This is a genomic window from Bradyrhizobium sp. UFLA03-84, assembly GCF_002289535.1.
Lineage (GTDB): Bacteria > Pseudomonadota > Alphaproteobacteria > Rhizobiales > Xanthobacteraceae > Bradyrhizobium > Bradyrhizobium viridifuturi.
This window is the reverse complement of the sequence record NZ_NSJY01000014.1, coordinates 681,226-703,348: the sequence shown is the minus strand read 5'-3', so window position 1 is coordinate 703,348 and position 22,123 is coordinate 681,226. Positions and strand designations below refer to the sequence as shown.

The window sequence follows — 22,123 nt, the reverse complement described above, 5'->3', positions numbered from 1 at the left end:
CTGGTGATGCACGGGCATTAATCGCCGGCTTGCGCGGGTGGTGGCGTTGCCATCGCAAGTTCGTGATGCAATCATTCTCTTCAGAAAAATTTCGTACAGCGAAACACTGGGAGGAATTATGCTTCTTCGGCTGATGGCGCGTGCGCCTGCCGCTCTTGCCGGCCTTTTGATCGTCGCTGCCCTGCCCGCCTCGGCCGAGGACATCAAGCTGCCGCCGACCATGGCAGTGACCGCCTATGACACCGGCACCGCCGGCTTCAACATCGCGGTCGGCGTCGGCAAGATGATGAAGGACAAATACGGCACCGACGTCCGCGTGCTGCCGGCCGGCAACGACGTCGCGCGGCTAGCGCCGCTGCGCGCCAAGCGCGCGATCTCCTCGGCGATGGGGTCGGGAACGTATTTCGCGCAGGAAGGCGTGTTCGAGTTCGGCGCCAGGGAATGGGGCCCGCAGTCACTGCAACTGCTGCTCTCGTCGGTCGACTGCAATTGCGGCGCGCTCGGCGTTGCGGCCGATGCCGGCGTCAAGCAGATCAAGGATCTGCGCGGCAAGCGCGTCGGCTTCGTGGTCGGCTCGCCGGCGCTGAACCAGAACTCGCTTGCCATGCTCGCCTTCGGCGGTCTCACCGAGAAGGACGTCAAGATCGTCGAGTTCGCAAGCTACGGCGCGATGTGGAAAGGCTTGATCAACAACGACGCTGACGCGGCCTTCGGCACCACCATCACCGGCCCCGCCAAGGAAGCCGAGACCTCGCCGCGCGGATTGATGTGGCCACCGCTGCCCGCCGACGACAAGGACGGCTGGGCGCGGGTGAAGAAGGTCGGCTCGTTCTTCTTCCCGCAAACCGCGACCTGCGGCGCCGGCATCACGCCCGACAAGCCGATCCAGCTTGGCAATTATCCCTACCCGATCTTCGTCGCCTATGCCGCGCAGCCGGCCGACCAGATCTATGCGATCACCAAGGCGATGATCGTCAACTACGACGCCTACAAGGATTCGGCGCCCGGAGCCGCCGGCCTCGGCGCCGACCGGCAGACCAAGAACTGGGTCGTTCCCGTGCATCCCGGCGCGGTCAAGGCGCTCAAGGAGACGGGCCACTGGAGCGACGCGCAGGAGGCGCACAACTCCGCGCTTTACAAGCGGCAGGAGGTGCTTGCCGCCGCCTGGACCGACTACGGCAAGTCGAACCCGCCGGCGGACGACAAGGCCTTTCTCGACGGCTGGATGAAGGCGCGTGCCACGGCGCTGGCGAAAGCCAGCATGCCGAACGGCTTTGAGTAACGCCCGCCGGGCCTGCGGCCAAAACCAACAGCATTGGGGGATGCGTGATGCCCGATAACGCCGCGGCCGCGCCTGCGAAGCGAATCGAGTTCGAGGATCCGCACGCCGGCCTCGACAATCTGCAGGAGGCCGAGGTCACGCGCGTGCGCTCCTTGCACGGGCCGTGGCGCTGGGCGCTGGTGGTTGCGACCGCCGCGACCATCCTGCTCTGCATCAACCAGCAATTCTCGCTGCGCTTCTTCATCGACTACACCCAGCTCAACACCGAGTATTTCTATCTTCTGATCGCGCTGATGCTGCCGTTCACGTTCCTGATCTTTCCGGGAACGGAGCGCGCTTCGCTGACGCGCATTCCCTGGTATGACCTCGCGCTCGCGGTCGCGACCTTCGCCGCCTCGATCTGGCTGATGCTGAACGTGCGCAAGGCGGCGCAATATGGCTGGGAATCCGACGGCGCACCGCGCAACGTCATCATCGCCGGCCTCGTAATGTGGGCGATGCTGATGGAGGCGCTGCGCCGGACCGGCGGCTGGAGCCTGCTGCTCAGCGTGCTCCCCTTCACCGTGTATCCGCTGTTTGCCGAAGCGGGCTGGCTCGGCCCCTTCCGCGGATCGCAGCTCACGCTTGACCAGACCACGGCCTATCACGTGCTGTCGGGCGAGAGCCTGCTCGGCATTCCGATCCAGGCCTTCGCCGACACCGTGATCGGCTTCCTGGTGTTCGGCACCGCGCTGATGATGACCGGCGCCGGAAAGTTCTTCATCAACCTCGCCTTCGCACTGTGCGGCACGTTCCGCGGCGGTGCCGCCAAGGTGTGCATTTTCGCCTCCGGCCTGCTCGGCATGATGTCGGGCTCGATCGTCTCCAACGTGCTGACCGCAGGCACCATGACGATCCCGGTCATGAAGAAGAGCGGCTTCCGCGCCTCCTATGCCGGCGCGATCGAGGCCTGCGCCTCGACCGGCGCGGTGCTGGCGCCGCCGGTGATGGGCGCGACCGCGTTCGTGATCGCCCAGTTCCTCAACATCAGCTACGCCGAGGTCGCGGTCGCCGCGATCGTCCCGGCGACGCTGTACTATATCGGCCTGTTCATGCAGGTCGATTCCTACGCCGCGCGCCATGGGCTGAAGGGCATCCCGCGCGCCGAGCTGCCGCGGGTGATGGATACGATCAAGGACGGCTGGTACTACGTCTTCGTGATCGCGCTGCTGATCGTGATGCTGCTGTATTTCAAGCGCGAGAGCCACGCGCCGTTCTATGCGACCGCGCTGTTGCTGGTGCTCAACCAGATCTTCTCCAAGGAGACCCGCTGGAGCTTCGCGACGATCGGAAAATTCCTCGAAGTCAACGGCCGCACCTTCGTCGAACTGGTCGGTATCCTCGCCGGCTGCGGCCTCTTGATCGGCGCGTTCTCGATGACCGGCGTGGTTTCGAGCCTCGCCAACGACCTGCTGACGCTCGCCGGCGACAACGCGTTCCTGCTGCTCGTGATGTGCGCCTTCACCAGCCTGATCCTCGGCCTCGGGCTGACCACAACGGCCTGCTACATCTTCCTCGCCATCCTGGTCGCGCCGGCGCTGGAGAAGCTCGGACTCAACCGGATGGCAGTGCACATGTTCATCTTCTACTGGGGCATGCTGTCGTCGATCACGCCGCCGGTCGCGATCGCCTCCTTTGCCGCGGCCGGTATCGCCGGCTCGCCCGCGATGAAGACCGGATGGGAATCGATGTGGGTCGGCAGCATCATCTATTTCATCCCGTTCTTCTTCGTACTCAACCCGGCGCTGGTGATGCAGGGCCCGAGCCCCTATCTCGCCGGCCTCGGCCTGATGGCGCTGGCAGCGTGCGGCACGCTGTTCATCTGCGGCGGCATCCAGGGCTATCAGGCGTTCGTCGGCGACCTCCGCGGCGCCGGCGCGCTGGAGTGGCCGCTGCGGGTGCTACTTGTAATCGGCGGCTTCGTGCTGGCGACGCCCGGCGGCGGCATCAACCCGCTGTCGCAGTTGCAAGTCACGCTGCTGGGGCTGGCGATCCTCGCCCCGACGATCCTGATCGCGCTGATGCTGGTCCGCCGCCAGGCGCTGGTCCCGAACCAGTTGCGCGCGCCCTGATTGCGTTGCACAACAGGAGGCGATGAAACGATCGCCTCCTCCCGTCACCGCCAGCACCGTCAACTGGACCCGCTCGCAGCCGCCGCTGCTGCGGTTTCTGCACACTTGTTACGCAAATTTCGTCACCGAGGCCGCCGGCGCAGTGGCCGATTACATCCCCGAGCTGGGCAAGGCCGATCCTGCCCATTTTGGCATCAGCCTCGCGACGCTTGACGGCCACGTCTACGAGGTCGGCGACACCCGCGTTCCCTTCACCATCCAGTCGATGTCCAAGCCGTTCGTGTTCGCGCTTGCGCTCGACACCCTGGGCGCCGAGCGGGTGGAGAGCGTGATCGGCGTCGAGCCGTCTGGCGACCCCTTCAATTCGATCCGGCTCAATGCCGACAACCATCCGTTCAATGCGATGGTCAATGCCGGCGCGATCGCCTGCTCGGGCCTGCTCCATGCCGACAAGGGCGACGGCGCGTTCGACTATATTCGTCACGCGCTCGGCCGCTTCGCTGGCCGCGAGCTCGACGTCGACGAGGCGGTCTACGCCTCCGAGAGCGCCACCGGCGACCGCAACCGGGCGATCGGCTATCTCTTGCGCACCAACAGCGTGATCACCGAGAACGTGCCGGCAGTGCTCGACGTCTATTTCCGGCAATGCGCCATCCTCGTCACTGCGCGCGACACCGCCGTGATGGCGGCGACGCTCGCCAACCGCGGCATCAACCCGCTGACCGGCGAGCAGGTGGTGACGCCCTACGCGATCGCGCGCACGCTGTCGGTGATGACCTCGTCGGGCATGTACGACTTCGCCGGCGAATGGATCTACCGCGTCGGCATTCCCGCCAAGAGCGGCGTCGGCGGCGGCATCCTGGCAGCGCTGCCGGCGCGGCTCGGACTCGGCAGCTACTCGCCGAAGCTCGACAAGCACGGCAACAGCGTACGCGGCATCAAGGTCTGCGAGACGCTGTCGGCGCATTACGACCTGCACATGCTGAACCGCAGCGACGACGCCCGCCACAGCATCATCGCCGACTACAACATCGGCAAGAACCCGTCGCGTCGGGTGCGGCGGCCACAGGAGCAGGAGATCCTGGCCAAGCACTTCCAGGAGGTGCGCGTGATCGAACTGGTCGGCACGCTGTCGCTCTCCAATGTCGACTATGTCTCGCGCCGCCTCGCCGGCAGCCCGCGACCGGAATTCGTGATCTTCGACCTGCGCCGCGTCACCGCGACGACGCGCGCCGGCGCCCGACTGGTGGCGGAGGCCTTCCAGGAGCTGGCCGAGCTCGGCGTCACCGTGATCCTGTCCGGCATCAAGCGGACCTCGCGCGAATGGACCACGATCAGCGAGTGGACCAACCGGCTGGGCAATATCAGGGATTTCTACCTGCTCGACACCGCGATCGAATGGGCCGAGGACCAGATCGTCTACCGCTATGGCGGCTCGATCGACTTCCTCGAGACCACGGAGCTTGCCGAGCAACCGCTGCTTGCCGGACTGAGCGCCGACGAGATCGCCGATCTCGCCTCGCTCTGCGCGGTCAGGGCCTACCAGCCGAACGAAAAGATCATCACCGCAGGCAGCGACGCGAGCTCGTTGTTCTTCCTGCGCAGCGGCGTGGTCCACGTCACCTTGCCCGACGGCATCCGGCTCGCGACGCTGACCGCCGGCATGGCGTTCGGCGAGATGGCGCTGCTGGAGCCGAAGCGCTCGGCGGATGTGGTGGCCGACATGTCGGCCACCGCCTATGAGGTATCGATTGCAGATTTCGAGCGCTTCCGGGAGCAGCATCCGCGTGCCGGCGAGCGGATCATGCGCAACCTCGCCCAGATTCTCGCCGAGCGGCTGATCGTGGCGAACGCGAAGGTGGATCTGCTGACGTCGGGGTAGGTCTTTCTGCTCGCTCGCCCCGCCCTTGCCGGGCGAGGCGAAGAAAGGGTCAACTCACCACTTCCGTCACCGGCTGCATGTCGATCTCGAAAGTCTCGAGAAACTTCGACGTCATGATGTAGAAGCCGACCGAGAGCTGCAGCTCGATCAAGGCGGCCGGCGTCAGCAGCGCCGCGATCGCCTTGAAGGTCGCGTCCGTCGGCTTCTTCAGCTTGACGATCTCGTCGGTGAAGGTGAGCGCGGTGCGCTGCACCTCGTTGAAGCAGCTCGCGGACTGCCAGTCGTCGAGCGCTGCGTTCTGCTCATCGGTAACGCCGACATTCTTGCCGATGCGCTTATGCGCGACGATTTCGTAAGGCGCCTCGCAGAGAATGCCGGTGCGCGTGATCGCAAGCTCGCGCACGACCGGATCGAGCTCACCCTTGTGACGGATCGCGCCGCCGAGCCGGCAGTACTGTTCAAAGTAACTCGGCGAATGCGCCATCATGCGGAAGATGTTGGCGTTGCGGTTCTTGTCGAGGATCTCGCGGGTGCGCGGGCTTGCCTTCGCGGGATCGGAGTAGTCGATACGGGCCATTTCCTAACCTTGATCTTGCTGTCGTTTCTGTCGGGTTCGAAACAGTATCTGCCGGCCGTCGCAGGAGCAACACGCCCGAGTCAAATTGCCGCCGCATTCAAAGACAACCCTGCGAAAGTCGATATTCGCTGAGTGGGGACTCATCAAAGCGAATGCTCGACGCGGGGTGTTCCGAGTACAAAAATCTGGCCGTCTTGCGCGTTCTCGGCGCAACGATGAGTCACGCCCAAGTCTAGGGGAAACGCATGAAGGAAGCCACCAAGAGGGCGGCCTCGGAAGCGCTTGCGCAAATGCTGGCGGTGACGGCGATGCTCGTCATCGCCAGCTTTGTCTTTTACTGGCACTGAAGCATGATCCCGAAAAGTGTGTAGCGGTTTTCGGAAAAGATCATGCCCAAAATGATCCGCAACTGGAGGGGCGAGAGCGACCCAATTCAGCCTGGTTTGGCGTTCTGACTGGATCGTTCAGCCCCTCATTTCGTCTTTGCAAAGTATGGAACCAGCCGTCCGGCAAACTGCGTGAAGCGCGCCAAGACCTTGTCGCCGATGGCAAGGTCGTTGTCGCCATGGGCCATCATGCGAAAGCCCTCGTCAGCATCGACCAGCACGATGTTGTAAGGCACATGCGCCCGCGTCTCCGGCGTTGCGGCACGGCAGACCAGCGAGGTCGCATACACCGTCCCTGCCCCGCTCGCGCGATGCTCGGCGAGATCAGTCGCGCCGCAGGCGGCGCAGAAGCTGCGGCGGAAATATTGCCGCGCGCCGCAGGCGTTGCAGGTCTGATAGACGATGGCTTCCGCGCCCTTGGTCCAGTCAGCGATCGGTCCGCTCATCGCACGCGCTCCAGGAACATGCTGACATGCGAGGACAGCACGCCGCCGTCGCCGTGCAGCAGCGCGACCGAGGCGTCGCGCACCTGACGGTTTTCGGCGCGGCCGGTCATCTGCAGCTGGGTTTCGACCAGATGCGCCATCGCGCCGCCGACGCCGCAATGGCCATAGCTGAGCAATCCGCCATGGGTGTTGAGCGGCATCTCGCCATCCCCGTTGAAATAGCCGGCGCGCACCCGCGCCGCCGCCTCGCCGCGTCCGGCGAGGCCGAGATCCTCCAGCAGCATCGCCAGCGTGATCGTGAAGCTGTCGTAGACTGCGGCGTAACGCACGTCCGAGATCGCAATGCCGGCCGCCTGCTTCGCTTTCGCGATCGAAATCTCCGCACCGAGCTCGCTCAATGCGGGCGCGGCCGTGACGTGCTGATGGGTGTGCGCCTGGGCGCAGCCGCGGACGCGGATCCGCCGGTCCCCGGTCGGCTCGCGGCTGACCACGCAGGCGGCGCCGCCGTCCGACACCGGACAGCAGTCAAGCAGCTTGAGCGGCATCGCCACCGGCTTCGAAGCCATCACGTCGGCAACCGTGATCGGCTCGTGGAACTGGGCGCCGGGATGCGTCAGCGCGTGCTTGCGCATCAAGACGGCGAACTCGGCCAGGTCCTCCTGCGTGAGGCCATATTCATGCATGTAGCGGGTCGCGACCAGGCCGTAATAGGCCGGGATCGTCGGCCCCAGCGTCACCTCGTAGTCGGGATGCCCGACCTGGGCCAGCGCCTGGATCGAGGCGTCGCGGCTCTGTCCGGTCAGCCGGTTCTCGCCGCCGACCACCAGCACGTGCTTGGCCACGCCGGCATCGACGAGCTGATGCGCCAGCATGGTCATGGCAAGCCCGGTGGCGCCGCCGACCTGCACGGCATGGGCGTAGGACGGCCGAATGCCGAAATGCTCGGCGAACACGGTGGCCAGCATGATGTGCGGCGACACCGTAGAGTAGCCGCACAGGATGCCGTCGATGTCGGATCGCTTCAGCCCTGCATCCGTGATCGCAAGCTCGGCCGCCTTGCTCATCAGGTCGAGCGAGGATGAGCCCTCATGCTTGCCGTAGGATGTGAGGCCAACGCCGGTGACGAAGCTCATGGTGTCCCTACCCTCTCCCCCGTCATTCCGGGCCTGCGCCTTGCGGCGCATCCCGGAATGACGAGCGGAGATATCTCGCGCTGATCATCAATACGACTTCGGAAGGCCGAGCACCTTCTCACCGATGAAGCTGAGGATGAGTTGCGGGCTGATTGGCGCGATGCGCGGGATCAGCGACTCCCGCAGGTAGCGCTCGACGTGGTACTCCTTGGCATAGCCGAAGCCACCATGGGTCATCACCGCCTGCTCGCAGGCGTGGAAGCCGGCTTCCGCCGCGAGATATTTCGCCGAGTTCGCCGCGGGGCCGCACGGCAGGTTCTGGTCATACTGCCAGCCGGCGCGCAGCACCATCAGCCAGGCCGCTTCAAGCTCCATCCAGCACTTCGCCAGCGGATGCTGGATCGCCTGGTTCATGCCGATCGGGCGGTTGAACACGATGCGGCCCTTGGCATATTCCGACGCCCGCTTCAGCGCGATCTGGCCGAGGCCGACCGCTTCGGCCGCGATCAGGATGCGCTCGGGGTTCATGCCGTGCAGGATGTATTCGAAGCCGCGGCCCTCTTCGCCGATGCGGTCCTCGACCGGGATCTCGAAATTCTCGAAGAACAATTCGTTGGAGTCGACCGGCTTGCGGCCCATCTTCTCGATCTCATGCACGGTGACGCGCTTGCGGTCGAAATCGGTGTAGAACAGGCTCAGCCCATGGGTCGGGCTGCGCACCTCCTCCAGCGGCGTGGTGCGCGCGAGCAGCAGGATCTTGTTGGCGACCTGCGCGGTCGAGATCCACACCTTCTGGCCGTTGACGATGTACTTGTCGCCCTGCCGCACGGCGCGGGTCTTGAGCTGCGTGGTGTTGAGGCCGGTGTTGGGCTCGGTCACCGCGAAACAGGACTTGTCGCGGCCGTCGATGATCGGCGGCAGCATGCGCTGGCACTGTTCCTTGGTGCCGAACACCACCACCGGATTGAGTCCGAACACGTTCATGTGCACGGCCGATGCGCCGGACATGCCGGCGCCGGATTCCGAGATCGTTCGCATCATGATCGCGGCATCGGTGATGCCGAGCCCGGAGCCGCCATATTCCTCGGGGATACAGATGCCGAGCCAGCCGGCATCCGCGAGCGCGCGGTGGAAGTCGGCCGGATAGCCGCCCTCCTTGTCCTTCTTCAGCCAGTAGGCTTCGTCAAAGCGCGAGCAGATTTTTGCCACCGCGTCGCGGATCGATTCCTGGTTGGCGGAGAGTGCGAAATCCATCTGTCGTGCTCCTATGCCTGCACTGCTTTGGCCGCGCCGTCGCGCAGCATCGCCGCGATCTCCTCGGCGGAGAAACCCGCTTCCCGCAGAATTTCCACGCTGTGCTCGCCGAGCCGCGGTGCCAGCCGGCTCGGCTCGACCTTGGTCTCCGACCAGCGCGCCGACGGCGTCATGCTGCGGATGCGGCCCTCGGTCGGATGATCGATCACGGGGAAGACACCGGTCGCAACCATATGCGGGTCCTCGAGCAGGCTCTCAAGATCATGCATCGGCATCACGGGCACGTCGGCCTTCTCGAGGATTGCGTTCCATTCGGCCGTGGTCTTGGTCTCAAGAATGCGCGCGAGCTCGGCATAGACGACATCGATGTTGGTGGCGCGGCCGGCGAAGGTGGCGAATTTCGGATCGCTGCGCAGATCGTCGCGCCCGGTCGCCTTGAAGAAATTCTCCCACTGCTTGTCGTTGTAGACGATCACGCAGATGTAGCCGTCCAGCGTCTTGTACGGCCGCCGGTCCGGCGAGAGGTGGCGCGCATAGCCGCCCTTGTCGAGCGGAGGATCGTAAGTGAGCCCGCCCATGTGATCGCCCATGACGAAGCCGGCCATGGTCTCGAACATCGGGATGTCGACGCGTTGGCCCTGCCCGGTGCGGTCGCGATGCACGAGGCTCGCGCAGATCGCGCCGACCGCGGTGAGGCCGACGATGCGATCGACCAGCGCGTTCGGCACGTAGCGCGGCACGCCGTCCGAGGTCTGCGCCATCAGCGCCGGCAGCGCGGTGGCGCCCTGGATCAGATCGTCATAGGCGGGCTTCGCCGCATAGGGCCCGTTCTGGCCGAAGCCGAACACGCCGGCATAGATCAGCCGCGGATTGACCTTGGCGACGACGTCGTAGCCGAGCTGCAGCCGCGCCATCGCCTGCGGCCGCACATTGTAGACCAGCACGTCGGCCTTCGCGATCAGCCGCAGCACGGCCTCGCGCCCCGCCGGCTTCTTCAGGTCGAGGCAGACCGAGCGCTTGCTGCGGTTGGTGTTGAGGAACACCGGGCCCATGCCGGGATGCCGGGTCGGACCGATCTGCCGCGTCACGTCGCCGTCGGGCGATTCCACCTTGATGACGTCGGCGCCGTAATCGCCGAGCATCTGCGTGGCGTAGGGTCCCATCAGCACGGTCGTCATGTCGACGACCTTGATACCCTGCAATGGTCCCATCGTGCTGCTCGCTCCCCGGCTGTTCTGGATTGAAGCCTAGTAACGGGAGGTTTTCTCGGAGATCAAGCTGCGCCGGGCGTATGGGCGTATGCGCGGTGGCGGCCGGCAGTTTCCGCGAAACGGAACGCGTGCATTCTTTCAGAGCCGGCGGAGGGTGGGCACGGCGCACGCGCCCTCGCCCATCCTACCGGCCACCCGTCATCACCTCGCGCGCCTTCAGGAGCTTCTCCAGTTCCGCGTTCTGCTGCTCGAGCCGCTCGGCGATGCGCTCCTCGACTTCGGCGCCGGCAGCGCCTGCGGCCTGCTCGATCAGCTGCCTGATATTGTCCCGGAGGATCGCGATGCGATCGTTCACTTCCGACAGCGACAGAGACGTCTCGATTCCCATGGTCCGTTCTCCCGGTGACTGGGCGCAGGCAGCTTAGCGCGACGGGAGACGGCGGCCTATCCCTTAACGGCTCCAGCGACCCCAATCCCTACTGTGCATGGGGTTGTTTTCGATATTTTCGATTCAACCCGGCCTCACCGCGCCCTAGCCCATGCCTTTGGCCATCATCTCCCGCAGCGCGGTCTTCAGCACCTTGCCGTAATTGTTCTTCGGCAAGGCATCGAGATAGACGTAGCGTTTCGGCCGCTTGAAGCGGGCAATCGAGGCAAGGCAATGCGCATCGAGCCTGCCGTTGTCGGCGATGGCGCCATCCTCCAGCACGACGCAGGCGACCACGATCTCGCCCCATTCCGGATCCGGCACACCGATCGCCGAGACCTCGCGGACGTCTGGATGCGTCAGCAGGGCTTCCTCGACCTCGCGCGGATAGATATTGGTGCCGCCGGAGATGATCACATCCTTGGAGCGGTCTGACAGCGTCAGGAAGCCGTCGGCGTCGAGCCGGCCGACATCGCCGGTGCGTAGCCAGCCGTCCTTCAGCGTCTCCGCATTGGCCTTCGGATTGTTCCAGTAGCCGAGCATCACGGTTAAGCCCTTAACCTCGATCTCGCCGGTCGCGCCGGCGGGCAGCGGCTTGCCGTCCTTGCCGGTGATGCGCACGGTGACGACGCTCTGCGCGGTGCCGACCGAGGCCAGCCGTTCGAGATAGCGCGGGTGATCGCTCTGCCCATGCCATTCGCGCGACAGCGCCGTGATCGTCATCGGCGACTCGCCCTGGCCGTAGATCTGCACGAAGCGCAGGCCCATCGTCGCCATCGCATCTCTGATGTCGGCCGTGTACATCGGCCCGCCGCCATAGATGATGGTGCGCAGCCCCTCGCCGTTCTCGCCACGCTTCTTGGCGGCATCGACCAACCGGCGCACCATGGTGGGCGCCGCGAACATCACGACATTGTCGAGCTGCCGGCCGAGGTTGAGCACTTCGTCCGGGTCGAAGCCGCCGGTTTCGGGAACGACGTGGCGGCCGCCCATGCGGACATGCGGAAAATTGTAGAGACCCGCGCCATGCGAGATCGGCGCGGCATAGAGCGAGGCATCGTTGGGCGTCGCCGGATCGACGTCGGCGAGATAGCACAGCGACATCGCAAGCAGATTGCCGTGGCTCAGCATCACGCCCTTGGGACGGCCTGTGGTGCCGGATGTATAAAACAGCCAGGCGAGATCGTTGCTCTCGCGCGGCAGAGGCTCAAGCGCGCCCTCGCCGCTGCGCATCGCCCTGTACGCGTCGCTGTCGACCGACAGCATGGTCATGCCGGCGGGGCAGTCGTCCCGCGCCTCCGTCAACGCGCTGATCGTGTCATCGGAGACGAAAGCGAGTTTGGCACCGCCGTTGCCGCAGATCCAGGCCGCCTCGCGGCCGTGCAGCTTGGCGTTGATCGGGATCGCGGCCGCGCCGACCCACCAGATGCCGTAGAGGCATTCGAGATATTGCGTGCAATTGCTGGCAAACAGCGCGACGCGGTCGCCGGCGGCAACCCCGTGATCGCGCGCCAGCGCCGCCCCGATCGAGGCGGCGCGGCGGGCGAAGGTCGCGTAATCGGCGTCGAGATCAAAGCCGGTCAGCAGCGCCGGCGCATCGGGACGCGCCCGCGCCGTCGCTGCCAGCCATTCGCCAATGTTCAAGCTACTTCGCCGGCTCGAGGATCGAGACGTAATTGGCGACCGCAGCACCGCCCATGTTGAAGATGCCGCCGATCTGGGCGTTCTTGAGCTGCATGCCCTCGGGCGCCTGCCCGGCGAGCTGCATCGCGCTCATCACGTGCATGGAGACGCCGGTGGCGCCGATCGGATGGCCCTTGGCCTTGAGACCGCCGGACGGATTGACCGGCAGCTTGCCGTCCTTCTGGGTCCAACCTTCCTTGATGGCGCGCGCACCCTGCCCCTTCGGCGTCAGACCCATCGCTTCATATTCGATCAGCTCGGCGACCGTGAAGCAGTCGTGGGTTTCGACAAAGGACAGATCGGAGAGCTTCAGGCCAGCCTTGTCCAGCGCACGCTGCCAGGCAACGGTGCAGCCTTCGAACTGCAGGATGTCGCGCTTGGACATCGGCAGGAAATCCTGTGCATGCGCGGTCGCGCGGATGTTCACCGCCTTGCCCATGGTCCTGGCGGTCTCGGCATCGGCCAGCACCAGCGCGGCGGCGCCATCCGACACCAGCGAGCAGTCGGTGCGCTTCAAGGGGCCGGCGACATAGGGGTTCTTCTCGCTCTCGGCGCGGCAGAACTCGAAGCCGAAATCCTTGCGCATCTGCGCATAGGGATTGGCGACGCCGTTCTTGTGGTTCTTCGCCGCGATCATCGCCAGCGCGTCCGACTGGTCGCCGTATTTCTGGAAATAGGACTGCGCGATCTTGCCGAACACGCCCGCGAAGCCGCCGACCGTGTCGCCGTCCTCGGGCAGATACGATGCCTTCAGAAGGTTCTTGCCGATCTCCGGCCCCGGCGTCTTGGTCATCTGCTCGACGCCGACCACCAGCACGATCTTGGCAGCGCCGGCCTCGATGGCGCGAATGCCCTGATGCACGGCGGCTGAACCGGTGGCGCAGGCGTTCTCGACCCGGGTGGTCGGCTTGAAGCGCAGCGCCGGATTGGCCTGCAGCACCAGGGAAGCCGTGAAATCCTGCGGCGAGAAGCCGGCGTTGAAATGGCCGAGCATGATCTCGTCGACATCGGACGCGGCAATGCCGGCATCGGCGAGCGCCTCATTGGCGACCTTGACCACGAGACCCTCGACGGTCTCCGCGTCGAACTTTCCGAATGGCGTGTGCGCCCAACCTACGATGCTGGCTGCTGTCATGGCCGTATCTCCCTGTTCCTGTTCGGGAGTTATGTAGCGTATCTTCAGGCGGCTTTCAGCGTTTTCATCGCCTTGGCGCACATGGCGGTTATGCCCGCCCAGTTGCCGGCGCGGATATCGGCCGCCGGGCACAGCCAGGAGCCGCCGACCGCCAGCACGTTCGGCTCGGCAAGCCAGGTCGCCGCATTGGCCTCACCAATCCCGCCGGTCGGGCAGACCCTGACATGCGGGAATGGGCCGGCCAAGGCGCGCAGTGCCTTGATACCGCCGGCCTGCTCGGCGGGGAAGAATTTGACGACGTCGAAGCCGTGGGCCAGCGCCTGCATCAGCTCGGAGGCGGTCGCAATCCCCGGCGCGAACGGCAGCTTGCTGGCAGCGACCGCCTTCAGCAGCTCGGGCGTCGCCCCCGGGCTGATGCCGAATTTGGCACCGAGCGCCTCGGCGCGGGCCAGATCGTCGGCATTGAGGATGGTGCCGATCCCGACCACCGCGTCGGGCACCTCGGTGATGATGGCCTTGGCCGCATCGGCCGCGACCGCCGTACGCAGCGTCACCTCCAGCGTCCGCACGCCTCCCGCGACCAACGCCCTCGCGAGGGGTACGGCGTCCTCGAGCCGCTCGATGGTCAGCACCGGGATCACGGTGGCCTGGCGGATCAGCTCGGCGATCCGGTCCTGCTTTGATGTCGTCGTCATTGCGAGGCCTTGCGGGATGGTGGGGGACGAGGCGCCTTCTTCGGCGGCATGGCGTAGCGCGGAATGATCGCACCGGGATAGCACACCACGACGCCGGCTAGACGGTGACCGGCGCGCGCCGCCTCGGGAGGCTCAGCACCACCGAGCCGCGCAGCAAGATAGGCCGCGGCGAAACTGTCGCCGGCCGCCGTGGTATCGACCACCGGCTTGATGAGCGGCTCCGCCCTCACCTCGTTCGTCCCTGCGTGGGAGCGCACGATGCAGGCGGGCTCGGCGAGCTTCAGCACGACCTCGGGGCTCGAGATGCCAGCGAGCAGCGCCGTGTTGCTCTCGCCGGGATAGAGCGGCGCCAAGTCTTCGGTCGAAGCCAGCACGATATCGGCGGTCTCAAACGCACTGCTGAACACCTTCCGCGCGATAGTCAGATCCGGCCAGCCGCGGGCGCGGAAATTGGTGTCGAACGCGAAACGCGTGCCCAGGAGCCGCGCCCGCGTCAGCGCCGCCATCAGCCGCTCGCGTCCCTCCTCGCGCAGGATCGAGAGCGAGATCGCAGAGAGATAGACGAGGTCGTACGTCGCGAGCGAGTTCAGGAGATCTTCCGTCTCGGGCAGGTCCATCAGCTCGCGGGCGGCGGCGCTGTCGCGCCAGTGGAAGAACCGCCGCTCGCCCTTGTCGTCGGTCTGGATCATATAGAGCCCGGGCAGCCTGCCCGCCAATCGCGCGACATGCTTGGTCCCGATGCCTTCCGCCGCCCAGCCGGCGATCATCTCATCACTGAGCGCGTCGTCGCCGACCGCCGTGATGTAATCGATGTGGACACCGAGCCGGGACAGATAGACCGCCGTGTTCAGCGTGTCGCCGCCATAGAAGCGCGAATACAATCCACCAAGCTGCCCGCCCGGCGCCTGGCGCAGTTCGATCATGCATTCGCCGATGCTGGCAACCCTGGTCATCCCAAGACCTGTGAGCCTGCCGAGCTAGGCAGCAAACTTGCCTCCAAGCTCGTCCTCGATGTGGATGCGGATGATGTCGTCGAAGGTCTTCTCGGCGGTGGTGAAGCCGAGCTTCAGCGCGCGGTCGGTCGCGAAATCGCGCGGCCAGCCCGAGACGATGCTGATGATGGTCGGATCCGGCACCCGCTTGATCCGCGCGGTGACGTTCTTGCCGGCAACGCGCTCCAACGAGGCGATCTGCTCGCCGACGGAGACGGACATCCCGGGCATGCTGAGATTGCGCCGCGGTCCCATCGCGTTCAGGTCCATCGTGCCGGCATGAACCAGGAAGCCGACCGCCGACTTCGGCGAGGCGTGCCAATGCCGGACATCCTCGGACACCGGCAGAACAGCCTCCTCGCCCGCCAGCGGCTCGCGGATGATGTTGGAGAAGAAACCGGACGCCGCCTTGTTCGGCTTGCCCGGACGCACACAGATCGTCGGCAGGCGGATGGAGATGCCGTCGAGCAGACCCCTGCGGGTGTAGTCGTTGATCAGGAGCTCGCAGATCGACTTCTGCGTGCCATAGCTCGTCAGCGGTGTGTGGAAGAACTCGTCGCCGATCTTCTCCGGGAACGGGGCGCCGAACACCGCGATCGAGGAGGTGAACACCAGCCGCGGCTTATAGCCACCGCCGACGGCGCGGATCGCGTCGATCAGGTAGCGGGTACCGTCGAGATTGATCCGGTAGCCCTTGTCGAACTCGGCCTCTGCCTCGCCCGAGACGATCGCGGCGAGATGGAAGATCACGTCGGGGCGCTCGGCGATCAGGGGCGCGGCAGCGCCGGCGTCGGCAAAATCGGAGGCGACCACATTGACCGGGATCGAGGCATTCGCGGGCTTGGCCGGCGCGACCACATCCTGCAGGGTCATCCTGGAGATGTCCTGCTTGCCGAGACGGCCCTCGCGCAGCAAGCGTTCGGTCAGCTTGCGGCCGACCATGCCGGCGGCGCCCAGAATCAGAATGTGCACGACCCTGCTCCTTTTTCTTTTCTCTTGTTCGAATTCAGATGCGGGCCTTGCGCCTATTCCTTCACGGCACCCGTCATCGCCGAGACATAATGCTCAACGAAGAAGGCGTAAAGAATAACCAGCGGCAGCGAGCCGCATAGCGCCCCTGCCATCAGGGAGCCCCAGCGATAGATGTCACCGTCGACGAATTCGTTGACGATGGCGACCGGCACGGTCTTGTTCGGGGTCGATTGCAGGAACGTCAGCGCATAGATGAACTCGTTCCAGCACAGCGTGAAGCAGAAGATGAAGGCCGAGATCAGGCCGGGAATAGCAAGCGGCAGCACGATCTTGATCAGGATCTGCCAGCGGCTGGCGCCGTCGATCAGCGCGCACTCCTCGAGCTCGAACGGGATGGTCTTGAAATAGCCCATCAGAAGCCAGGTCGAGAACGGGATCAGGATGGTCGGATAGGTCAGGATCAGCGCCAACGGCGAGTCGAACAGACCGTACTGGAACACGACGGTGGCAAGCGGAATGAACAGGATCGACGGCGGCACCAGATAGGCCAGGAAGATCAGGCCGCCGACGACATTGGCGCCCTTGTAGCGCAGCCGCACGATCGCGTAGGCCGCGAGCACGCTCGCGATGATCGACAGCACGGTGGCGCCGATCGCCACATACATCGTGTTCCAGAGCCAGTGCGGATAGTAGCTCTCGAACAGTAGCTTGTGGATGTGCTTGAAGGTCGGATTCCAGGTCCAGAACGGATTGTACTTGTCTAGGTCGAGCAGCTGGTCGTCCGGCTTGATCGCGGTCAGCCCCATCCAATAGAACGGGAACAGCAGGATGATGACGATGATCGACAGCGGGATGTAGAGCGTCACGATCCGCCGCGGCACCGACTGCAAATAGCTCATGCCCTCGCTGTTATCGACGCGGGCCGGCGTCGATAGGATGGACTTGAGGTCGGCCTTCTGTGCGGGGAGATCAGTCATTGTTTTCTCCCGGGCGCGCGCGGGGCTCGCCCCGTTCGCGCAAAGAAACCAGCAAGCGGGAGAGATCAGTCATTGCTCTCTCCCTGTTGCCACTTCCGGCGCTGCAGGCCGAACCAGGACACCATGATCGCGGCGAGCAGGAACGGGATCATCGCGCTCGAGATCGCAGCCCCTTCGCCCAATTGTCCCGCGATGATCGCGCGCTGGTAGGACAGCGTCGCCATCAGATGGGTGGCGTTGACCGGGCCGCCGCGGGTCATCGCCCAGATCAGCTGGAAGTCGGTGAAGGTGAACAGCACCGAGAACGTCATCACGACGGCGATGATCGGCGTCAGCAAGGGATATGTGATGAAGCGGAACATCTGCCAGCGCGAGGCGCCATCCAGCGTCGCCGCTTCATAGAGCGACGGCTGCACCGTTTGCAGGCCTGCCAGCAGCGTGATCGCGACGAACGGCACGCCGCGCCAGATATTGGCGAAGATCACGCAGATGCGGGCCCAGGTGCTGTCGCCGAGGAAATTGATGTTCTGCGTGATCAGGCCGAGATGCTTCAGCGACCAGGAGATGATCGAGAACTGGGAATCGAAGATCCACCAGAACGCCAGTGCCGACAGCACGGTCGGCACGATGAAGGGGATCAGCACGGCGGCGCGCAGCAGCGCCTTGAACGGCATGCGCTCATTGAGGAGCAGCGCGAGATACAGCCCGACCGCGAATTTGATGGCGCTGGCAATGGACGTGTAGAGCAGCGTGTTGAAAACCGACAGCCAGAAGATCGAATCGTCCCACAGCCACTCGTAGTTCTCGGTGCCGATGTAGTGGCCGACGCGCCCGATCCGCGCATCCGTGAACGAGAGCCAGATCCCGAGCCCCAGCGGATAGGCCAGGAAGAAGATCAGGAACGCCATCGCCGGCACCATGAACCAGAAGCCGAGCCAGTTCTTGTTGTGGCGCAACTTGTCCCAGGCGGTCGCTTCGCGGATTTCGGTCTTCGCACGTCGCGGCGCGAGCGCAATGTCAGCCATAGGCGATATCCCGATTGCTCAACGGATTGAGCATGACTACGCGAGCTTCCAATGATGGCATTCCAATGATGGTGCGAGCGGCGGCGATCCGCCGCCCGCGCCGATCACATCAGCGATAGATGCGCTTCAGCTGCCGTTCGGCTTCCACCATCGCAGCCTTGGCGTCCTTGGCACCAGTGCAGTAGTTCGCGAACATGTCGACCACGATGAAGTCTGCGATTGCGGTCGCCGCCTTCTCGCCGGGCGTGCCGATGCCGGAGGCCGGCAGCGTGCGCTTGGAGGCCTGTGCGAACACGGCGTTCTTGGGGTCCGCCGTCCACACCGGCGCCGACTCATAGGCATTCAGTGTTTGCGTAAGATAGCCCTGAGCGCCATCCAGCCACTTGTCGTACTGCGCCTTCTCCAGCATGAACGCGACAAACGCCTTTGCGGCATTCGGATACTTCGTGAAGTTGAAGGCAAGGATCGGGAACGCCAGCTGCAATTCCGTCGGCTTGCCGATCGGGCCGATCGGATGGAGCGCGTGATAGGTGTCTTCGGCAAGTTCCTTCTTGGTGGGGTCGGTTTTGGCGGCCACGTAGATGGAAATGCCATTCAGCGTGCAATAGAGCTCGCCGGCCAGGAACGCCTTGTTGTTCGAGGAGTCGTTCCAGGATGCGACGCCGGGAATGAAGGTCTCCGACAGCGCCTTTGCATATTCCAGCGCCTTCATCGTTTCCGGCGAGTTGATGATGACCTTGTCGTCCTTGTCGACGGTCCAGGCGTTGTGGCCCCAGAGCAGCCAGTGCAGCCAGCCGTTGGCGTCGCCGCTGGCATGTCCCAGCGCAAAGCCGGCCGGCGTGTTGTTCGCCTTCAATGCCTTGCACATCTCGAGGAAGCCCGGAAAATCTTTCGGGAATTCCTTGAAGCCCGCCTTGTCGGTCGCTGACTTGCGATAGGTCATATACCCGCCGTTGGTGGCGACGGGGATGCCGAGCCAATCATTGCCCAGCTTGCAGGTCTTGGCGGCGGCATCCGTCCAGCCGCCATACTTGGTGCCGAGATAATCGGCAACGTCGTTCATCTTGAGGACCTTGGTCGGGAACAGCTGCGGCAGCGTGTGCAGGCCCCAGGCGAGGTCGAGGCCCGAGCCGGTGTTGGCGGCGACCGAAGCCTTCGGCTGCACGTCCTCGAAGGACTCGCTGAATACGTTCATCTCGGTGCCGGTTGCCGCCTTGAAGGCCGCCACCATGGCGTTAAACGCATCGTCTTCCGCGGGCACGAAGCGCTTCCAGCGCATCACGGTGAGCTTGGCGCCGGGCTCCGCCTTCCACGGCGCGCTCTGCGCCCAGGCTTTGGCGAAGTCAAATAGCGCCGGCCCGGTGAGCATCCCGGTTGCGGCCAGCGCGGTGCCGCCCTGAAGTAGCGAGCGGCGAGTCAAATCGTGCATCGTCCTTCCTCCCAATAATGTATGTGTTTTTATTGTTTTTTGATCTGGCCTGTTGGTCGGCCATTATGATCGATCAGTCCGTCAGCTATTCAGTCGTTTCCCCGTCGCATCATCGAACAGATGGACCAGCGCCGGATCCGGCTTGAGCCGAACCTTGTCGCCGGGATTGAACAGATGGCGCTCGCGGAACACGGCGACGACCTGCTCGCCGCCAAGCTTGGCGAACACCTGGGTCTCCGACCCGGTCGGCTCGACCACCACGATTTCGGCCTCGGCGCCGTCATCGGCGATCGTGAAATGCTCCGGCCGCACGCCGTACACCGCGGGCTTGCCGTCGGAATTGGCCGGCGCCGATTTCAGAGGCAGCTTGACCCCGTTCGGTCCCTCGAAATAGGCGGCGCCGTTCACCTTCACATTGCCCTTGAGGAAGTTCATCGCGGGCGAGCCGATGAAGCCGGCCACGAACTGGTTCGCCGGCGTGTCGTAGAGCTCGAGCGGCGACCCCATCTGCTCGACGATGCCGTCATGCATCACCACGATCTTGTCGGCCATGGTCATGGCCTCGATCTGGTCGTGGGTGACGTAGACCGTCGTGGTCTTCAGCCGCTGGTGCAGCTCCTTGATCTCGGTGCGCATCGCGACGCGCAGCTTGGCGTCGAGGTTCGACAGCGGCTCGTCGAACAGGAACACCTGGGGATCGCGCACGATGGCGCGGCCCATCGCGACACGCTGGCGCTGGCCGCCGGAGAGCTGGCGGGGATAGCGTTCGAGCAGCGGGGTCAAAGCGAGGATTTCCGCCGCGCGCTTGACGCCGGTCGAGATTTCCTCGGGCTTGGCGCCGCGCAGCTTCAGCGAGAAGCCCATATTGTCGGCGACCGTCATGTGCGGATAAAGCGCGTAGTTCTGGAACACCATCGCAATGTCGCGCTCTTTGGGCTGGACATTGTTGACGACGCGGTCGCCGATCGAGATCGTTCCTGAGGTGATGTTCTCAAGTCCCGCCAGCATGCGCAGCAGGGTCGACTTGCCGCAGCCCGACGGGCCGACCAGAACGACGAACTCGCCGTCCTCGATCGGGATCGACACGCCGTGCAGGACTTCAAAATTGCCGAACGATTTCCGCACGTCGCGAATCTGGACCGACGACATCCACTTCCCTCCCTCAAGTTCCCGACGGCGTACGACGAGTGCCGCCACCGCTCTGTTTTGTTCCGGCCACGCTGGGCGCGCGGCTCTGTTGGACTGGCGATATTGTCCGCAGTTTATCCGGTTTTGGCAATCGTTCGATTAGCAATCGCTTGGTAGCGCTGTCAATATCGGTTTGTCTGCGACGAACGTCGTGATATGAGCGGCAAATGGCCCGAAAGCGCATCACGCCTGGCAAGATCCGGCTCGCCGAAGTCGCGAAGCTCGCCGGCGTCAGTCCGATTACGGCCTCGCGTTTCTTCAGGAATCCGGACGCGCTCTCGGCCGGCAAGCGCGCCCGGGTCGAGAGTGCGGCAAAAGAACTCGGTTACGTGCCCAATCTCGCGGCACGCGCGCTTGCGTCGCAGCGTACCGAGGTGATCGGTGTCCTGATCCCGTCGCTGACCAACAACGTGTTCGCGGACGTGCTGCGCGGCATCTATGACGCGCTCGACGGCAGCCGCTACAGCATTCAGCTCGCCAACACCCGCTACAGCATCCTGCAGGAAGAGCGCCTGCTGCGTCTTTTTCTGGCACAGAAGCCGGCCGGGCTGATCATTACCGGCATCAACCAGACCGCCGATTCCCGCCGCGTCATGGAGGCAGTGGATTGCCCGATCGTGCAAATCATGGAGGTCGGCCCCTCGCCGATCGACATGATGATCGGATTCTCGCATTTTGACGCGGCAAAAGCCGCGATCGCCCACCTCCTTGCGCAGGGCTACCGGCGGATCGGCTTCCTCGGCGCGCGAATGGATCCGCGGGTGCAGCGGCGGCTTGACGGCTATCGCGCCGCGATGACCGAGGCCGCCCTGTTCGATCCGCAGCTCATCGTCACCACGGCGATACCGACCTCGGTGACGCTGGGCGGGACGCTGTTTGCCGACCTGCTCGCCAAAGCGCCCGACATCGACGCGGTGTTCTGCGTCAATGACGACCTTGCACTCGGCGCGCTGTTCGAATGCAAGCGCCGCCACGTGGCGGTGCCGGAGCAGATGGCGATCGTCGGCTTCAACGACCTCGAATTCATGGCGTCGAGCGAGCCGACGCTGAGCAGCGTGCGCACCAATCGTTACGAAATGGGCAGAAACGCTGCCATGATGGTGATCGAGACGCTGGAAGGCCGCCGTCCCGCTAAGCCCGTCGTCGACCTCGGCTTCAGTGTCATGGAACGGCAAAGCTCGGCGCGACGCAGCTGACATGCACTTGACACCAGCCCGTCACAAGGACGCGAAAAATGACAAAATGATAGCGCAACCAAGCGCCTTCAACTAAGGTCCAATTCATCCATCGAAACACCTGTGCCTGATCGCCTGGGTTT

General features: G+C 64.5%; 19 protein-coding genes. 4 read left to right on the top strand and 15 right to left on the bottom strand.

The annotated features are described in order from the left end of the window. Window positions 1–118: 118 nt before the first annotated feature. From CK489_RS24815 to glsA, 3 genes are read left to right on the top strand one after another with little or no spacing between them, the layout of a single operon-like run. Window positions 119–1,282 carry a TAXI family TRAP transporter solute-binding subunit gene (locus CK489_RS24815; RefSeq protein ID WP_095734146.1) on the top strand — a complete coding sequence of 388 codons (1,164 nt, stop codon included), beginning with the start codon at window positions 119–121 and terminating at the stop codon, window positions 1,280–1,282. A gap of 47 nt (window positions 1,283–1,329) precedes the next feature. Continuing rightward, on the top strand, window positions 1,330–3,393 hold the full coding sequence (locus tag CK489_RS24810) for a TRAP transporter permease (protein WP_095734145.1): 2,064 nt from the start codon (window positions 1,330–1,332) through the stop codon (window positions 3,391–3,393). A 22-nt stretch (window positions 3,394–3,415) separates the two neighbouring features. After that, window positions 3,416–5,275, top strand: coding sequence for a glutaminase A (glsA, locus tag CK489_RS24805; protein ID WP_095734144.1), 1,860 nt, complete (start codon window positions 3,416–3,418; stop codon window positions 5,273–5,275). A 49-nt stretch (window positions 5,276–5,324) separates the two neighbouring features. Here glsA and CK489_RS24800 read toward each other — a convergent pair whose 3' ends face one another. From CK489_RS24800 to CK489_RS24730, 15 genes are all read right to left on the bottom strand, one after another. Next, on the bottom strand, window positions 5,325–5,852 hold the full coding sequence (locus CK489_RS24800) for a carboxymuconolactone decarboxylase family protein (protein ID WP_095734143.1): 528 nt from the start codon (window positions 5,850–5,852) through the stop codon (window positions 5,325–5,327). A 472-nt stretch (window positions 5,853–6,324) separates the two neighbouring features. Continuing rightward, window positions 6,325–6,684, bottom strand: a complete 360-nt coding sequence (locus tag CK489_RS24795; RefSeq protein ID WP_095734142.1) for a Zn-ribbon domain-containing OB-fold protein — start codon at window positions 6,682–6,684, stop codon at window positions 6,325–6,327. After that, window positions 6,681–7,817: a thiolase family protein gene (locus tag CK489_RS24790; RefSeq protein WP_095734141.1), complete on the bottom strand. Its 1,137-nt coding sequence runs from the start codon at window positions 7,815–7,817 to the stop codon at window positions 6,681–6,683. Before CK489_RS24790 ends, CK489_RS24795 begins: the two co-directional genes overlap by 4 nt. 87 nt (window positions 7,818–7,904) lie before the next feature. Next, complete coding sequence (locus CK489_RS24785) at window positions 7,905–9,071, bottom strand: acyl-CoA dehydrogenase family protein (protein WP_028344637.1); 1,167 nt, start codon at window positions 9,069–9,071, stop codon at window positions 7,905–7,907. A gap of 11 nt (window positions 9,072–9,082) precedes the next feature. After that, window positions 9,083–10,282 (bottom strand): CaiB/BaiF CoA transferase family protein, encoded by a 1,200-nt coding sequence (locus CK489_RS24780; protein ID WP_095734140.1) that lies wholly within the window; start codon window positions 10,280–10,282, stop codon window positions 9,083–9,085. Window positions 10,283–10,466: 184 nt separating this feature from the next. After that, window positions 10,467–10,670: a hypothetical protein gene (locus CK489_RS24775; protein WP_050627002.1), complete on the bottom strand. Its 204-nt coding sequence runs from the start codon at window positions 10,668–10,670 to the stop codon at window positions 10,467–10,469. Window positions 10,671–10,814: 144 nt separating this feature from the next. Then, complete coding sequence (locus CK489_RS24770; RefSeq protein ID WP_095734139.1) at window positions 10,815–12,353, bottom strand: class I adenylate-forming enzyme family protein; 1,539 nt, start codon at window positions 12,351–12,353, stop codon at window positions 10,815–10,817. 1 nt (window position 12,354) lies between these two features. Beyond that, on the bottom strand, window positions 12,355–13,527 hold the full coding sequence (locus CK489_RS24765) for an acetyl-CoA acetyltransferase (protein ID WP_095734138.1): 1,173 nt from the start codon (window positions 13,525–13,527) through the stop codon (window positions 12,355–12,357). Window positions 13,528–13,571: 44 nt separating this feature from the next. Then, a complete protein-coding gene (gene eda, locus CK489_RS24760; RefSeq protein WP_095734137.1) occupies window positions 13,572–14,222 on the bottom strand; it encodes a bifunctional 4-hydroxy-2-oxoglutarate aldolase/2-dehydro-3-deoxy-phosphogluconate aldolase in 651 nt (216 codons plus the stop codon). Next, the gene (locus tag CK489_RS24755; RefSeq protein ID WP_050627005.1) at window positions 14,219–15,175 is read right to left on the bottom strand and encodes a sugar kinase; all 957 of its coding nucleotides are present in this window, start codon (window positions 15,173–15,175) and stop codon (window positions 14,219–14,221) included. Before CK489_RS24755 ends, eda begins: the two co-directional genes overlap by 4 nt. Window positions 15,176–15,199: 24 nt before the next feature. Continuing rightward, window positions 15,200–16,186: a D-erythronate dehydrogenase gene (gene denD, locus CK489_RS24750; protein WP_095734136.1), complete on the bottom strand. Its 987-nt coding sequence runs from the start codon at window positions 16,184–16,186 to the stop codon at window positions 15,200–15,202. Between the two features lie 53 nt (window positions 16,187–16,239). Next, complete coding sequence (locus tag CK489_RS24745; protein WP_050627007.1) at window positions 16,240–17,163, bottom strand: carbohydrate ABC transporter permease; 924 nt, start codon at window positions 17,161–17,163, stop codon at window positions 16,240–16,242. 65 nt (window positions 17,164–17,228) lie between these two features. Continuing rightward, window positions 17,229–18,188 (bottom strand): carbohydrate ABC transporter permease, encoded by a 960-nt coding sequence (locus CK489_RS24740; protein ID WP_094193784.1) that lies wholly within the window; start codon window positions 18,186–18,188, stop codon window positions 17,229–17,231. Between the two features lie 109 nt (window positions 18,189–18,297). Beyond that, window positions 18,298–19,617 carry an ABC transporter substrate-binding protein gene (locus CK489_RS24735; RefSeq protein WP_095734135.1) on the bottom strand — a complete coding sequence of 440 codons (1,320 nt, stop codon included), beginning with the start codon at window positions 19,615–19,617 and terminating at the stop codon, window positions 18,298–18,300. A gap of 81 nt (window positions 19,618–19,698) precedes the next feature. Further along, window positions 19,699–20,766, bottom strand: coding sequence for an ABC transporter ATP-binding protein (locus CK489_RS24730; protein WP_095734134.1), 1,068 nt, complete (start codon window positions 20,764–20,766; stop codon window positions 19,699–19,701). Window positions 20,767–20,972: 206 nt separating this feature from the next. Between CK489_RS24730 and gntR the strand changes: the two genes are divergently transcribed. Continuing rightward, window positions 20,973–22,001, top strand: a complete 1,029-nt coding sequence (gene gntR / locus CK489_RS24725; protein WP_095734133.1) for an HTH-type transcriptional regulator GntR — start codon at window positions 20,973–20,975, stop codon at window positions 21,999–22,001. Window positions 22,002–22,123 lie beyond the last annotated feature (122 nt).

Coding starts and splice junctions, on each gene's coding strand:
- CK489_RS24795 (WP_095734142.1), bottom strand. CDS start 6,684: ATGAGCGGACCGATCGCTGACTGGACCAAGGGCGCGGAAGCCATCGTC.
- CK489_RS24810 (WP_095734145.1), top strand. CDS start 1,330: ATGCCCGATAACGCCGCGGCCGCGCCTGCGAAGCGAATCGAGTTCGAG.
- CK489_RS24745 (WP_050627007.1), bottom strand. CDS start 17,163: ATGACTGATCTCCCCGCACAGAAGGCCGACCTCAAGTCCATCCTATCG.
- CK489_RS24785 (WP_028344637.1), bottom strand. CDS start 9,071: ATGGATTTCGCACTCTCCGCCAACCAGGAATCGATCCGCGACGCGGTG.
- CK489_RS24740 (WP_094193784.1), bottom strand. CDS start 18,188: ATGGCTGACATTGCGCTCGCGCCGCGACGTGCGAAGACCGAAATCCGC.
- CK489_RS24775 (WP_050627002.1), bottom strand. CDS start 10,670: ATGGGAATCGAGACGTCTCTGTCGCTGTCGGAAGTGAACGATCGCATC.
- CK489_RS24755 (WP_050627005.1), bottom strand. CDS start 15,175: ATGACCAGGGTTGCCAGCATCGGCGAATGCATGATCGAACTGCGCCAG.
- CK489_RS24790 (WP_095734141.1), bottom strand. CDS start 7,817: ATGAGCTTCGTCACCGGCGTTGGCCTCACATCCTACGGCAAGCATGAG.
- CK489_RS24800 (WP_095734143.1), bottom strand. CDS start 5,852: ATGGCCCGTATCGACTACTCCGATCCCGCGAAGGCAAGCCCGCGCACC.
- glsA (WP_095734144.1), top strand. CDS start 3,416: ATGAAACGATCGCCTCCTCCCGTCACCGCCAGCACCGTCAACTGGACC.
- eda (WP_095734137.1), bottom strand. CDS start 14,222: ATGACGACGACATCAAAGCAGGACCGGATCGCCGAGCTGATCCGCCAG.
- gntR (WP_095734133.1), top strand. CDS start 20,973: ATGGCCCGAAAGCGCATCACGCCTGGCAAGATCCGGCTCGCCGAAGTC.
- CK489_RS24765 (WP_095734138.1), bottom strand. CDS start 13,527: ATGACAGCAGCCAGCATCGTAGGTTGGGCGCACACGCCATTCGGAAAG.
- CK489_RS24780 (WP_095734140.1), bottom strand. CDS start 10,282: ATGGGACCATTGCAGGGTATCAAGGTCGTCGACATGACGACCGTGCTG.
- CK489_RS24730 (WP_095734134.1), bottom strand. CDS start 20,766: ATGTCGTCGGTCCAGATTCGCGACGTGCGGAAATCGTTCGGCAATTTT.
- CK489_RS24815 (WP_095734146.1), top strand. CDS start 119: ATGCTTCTTCGGCTGATGGCGCGTGCGCCTGCCGCTCTTGCCGGCCTT.
- CK489_RS24735 (WP_095734135.1), bottom strand. CDS start 19,617: ATGCACGATTTGACTCGCCGCTCGCTACTTCAGGGCGGCACCGCGCTG.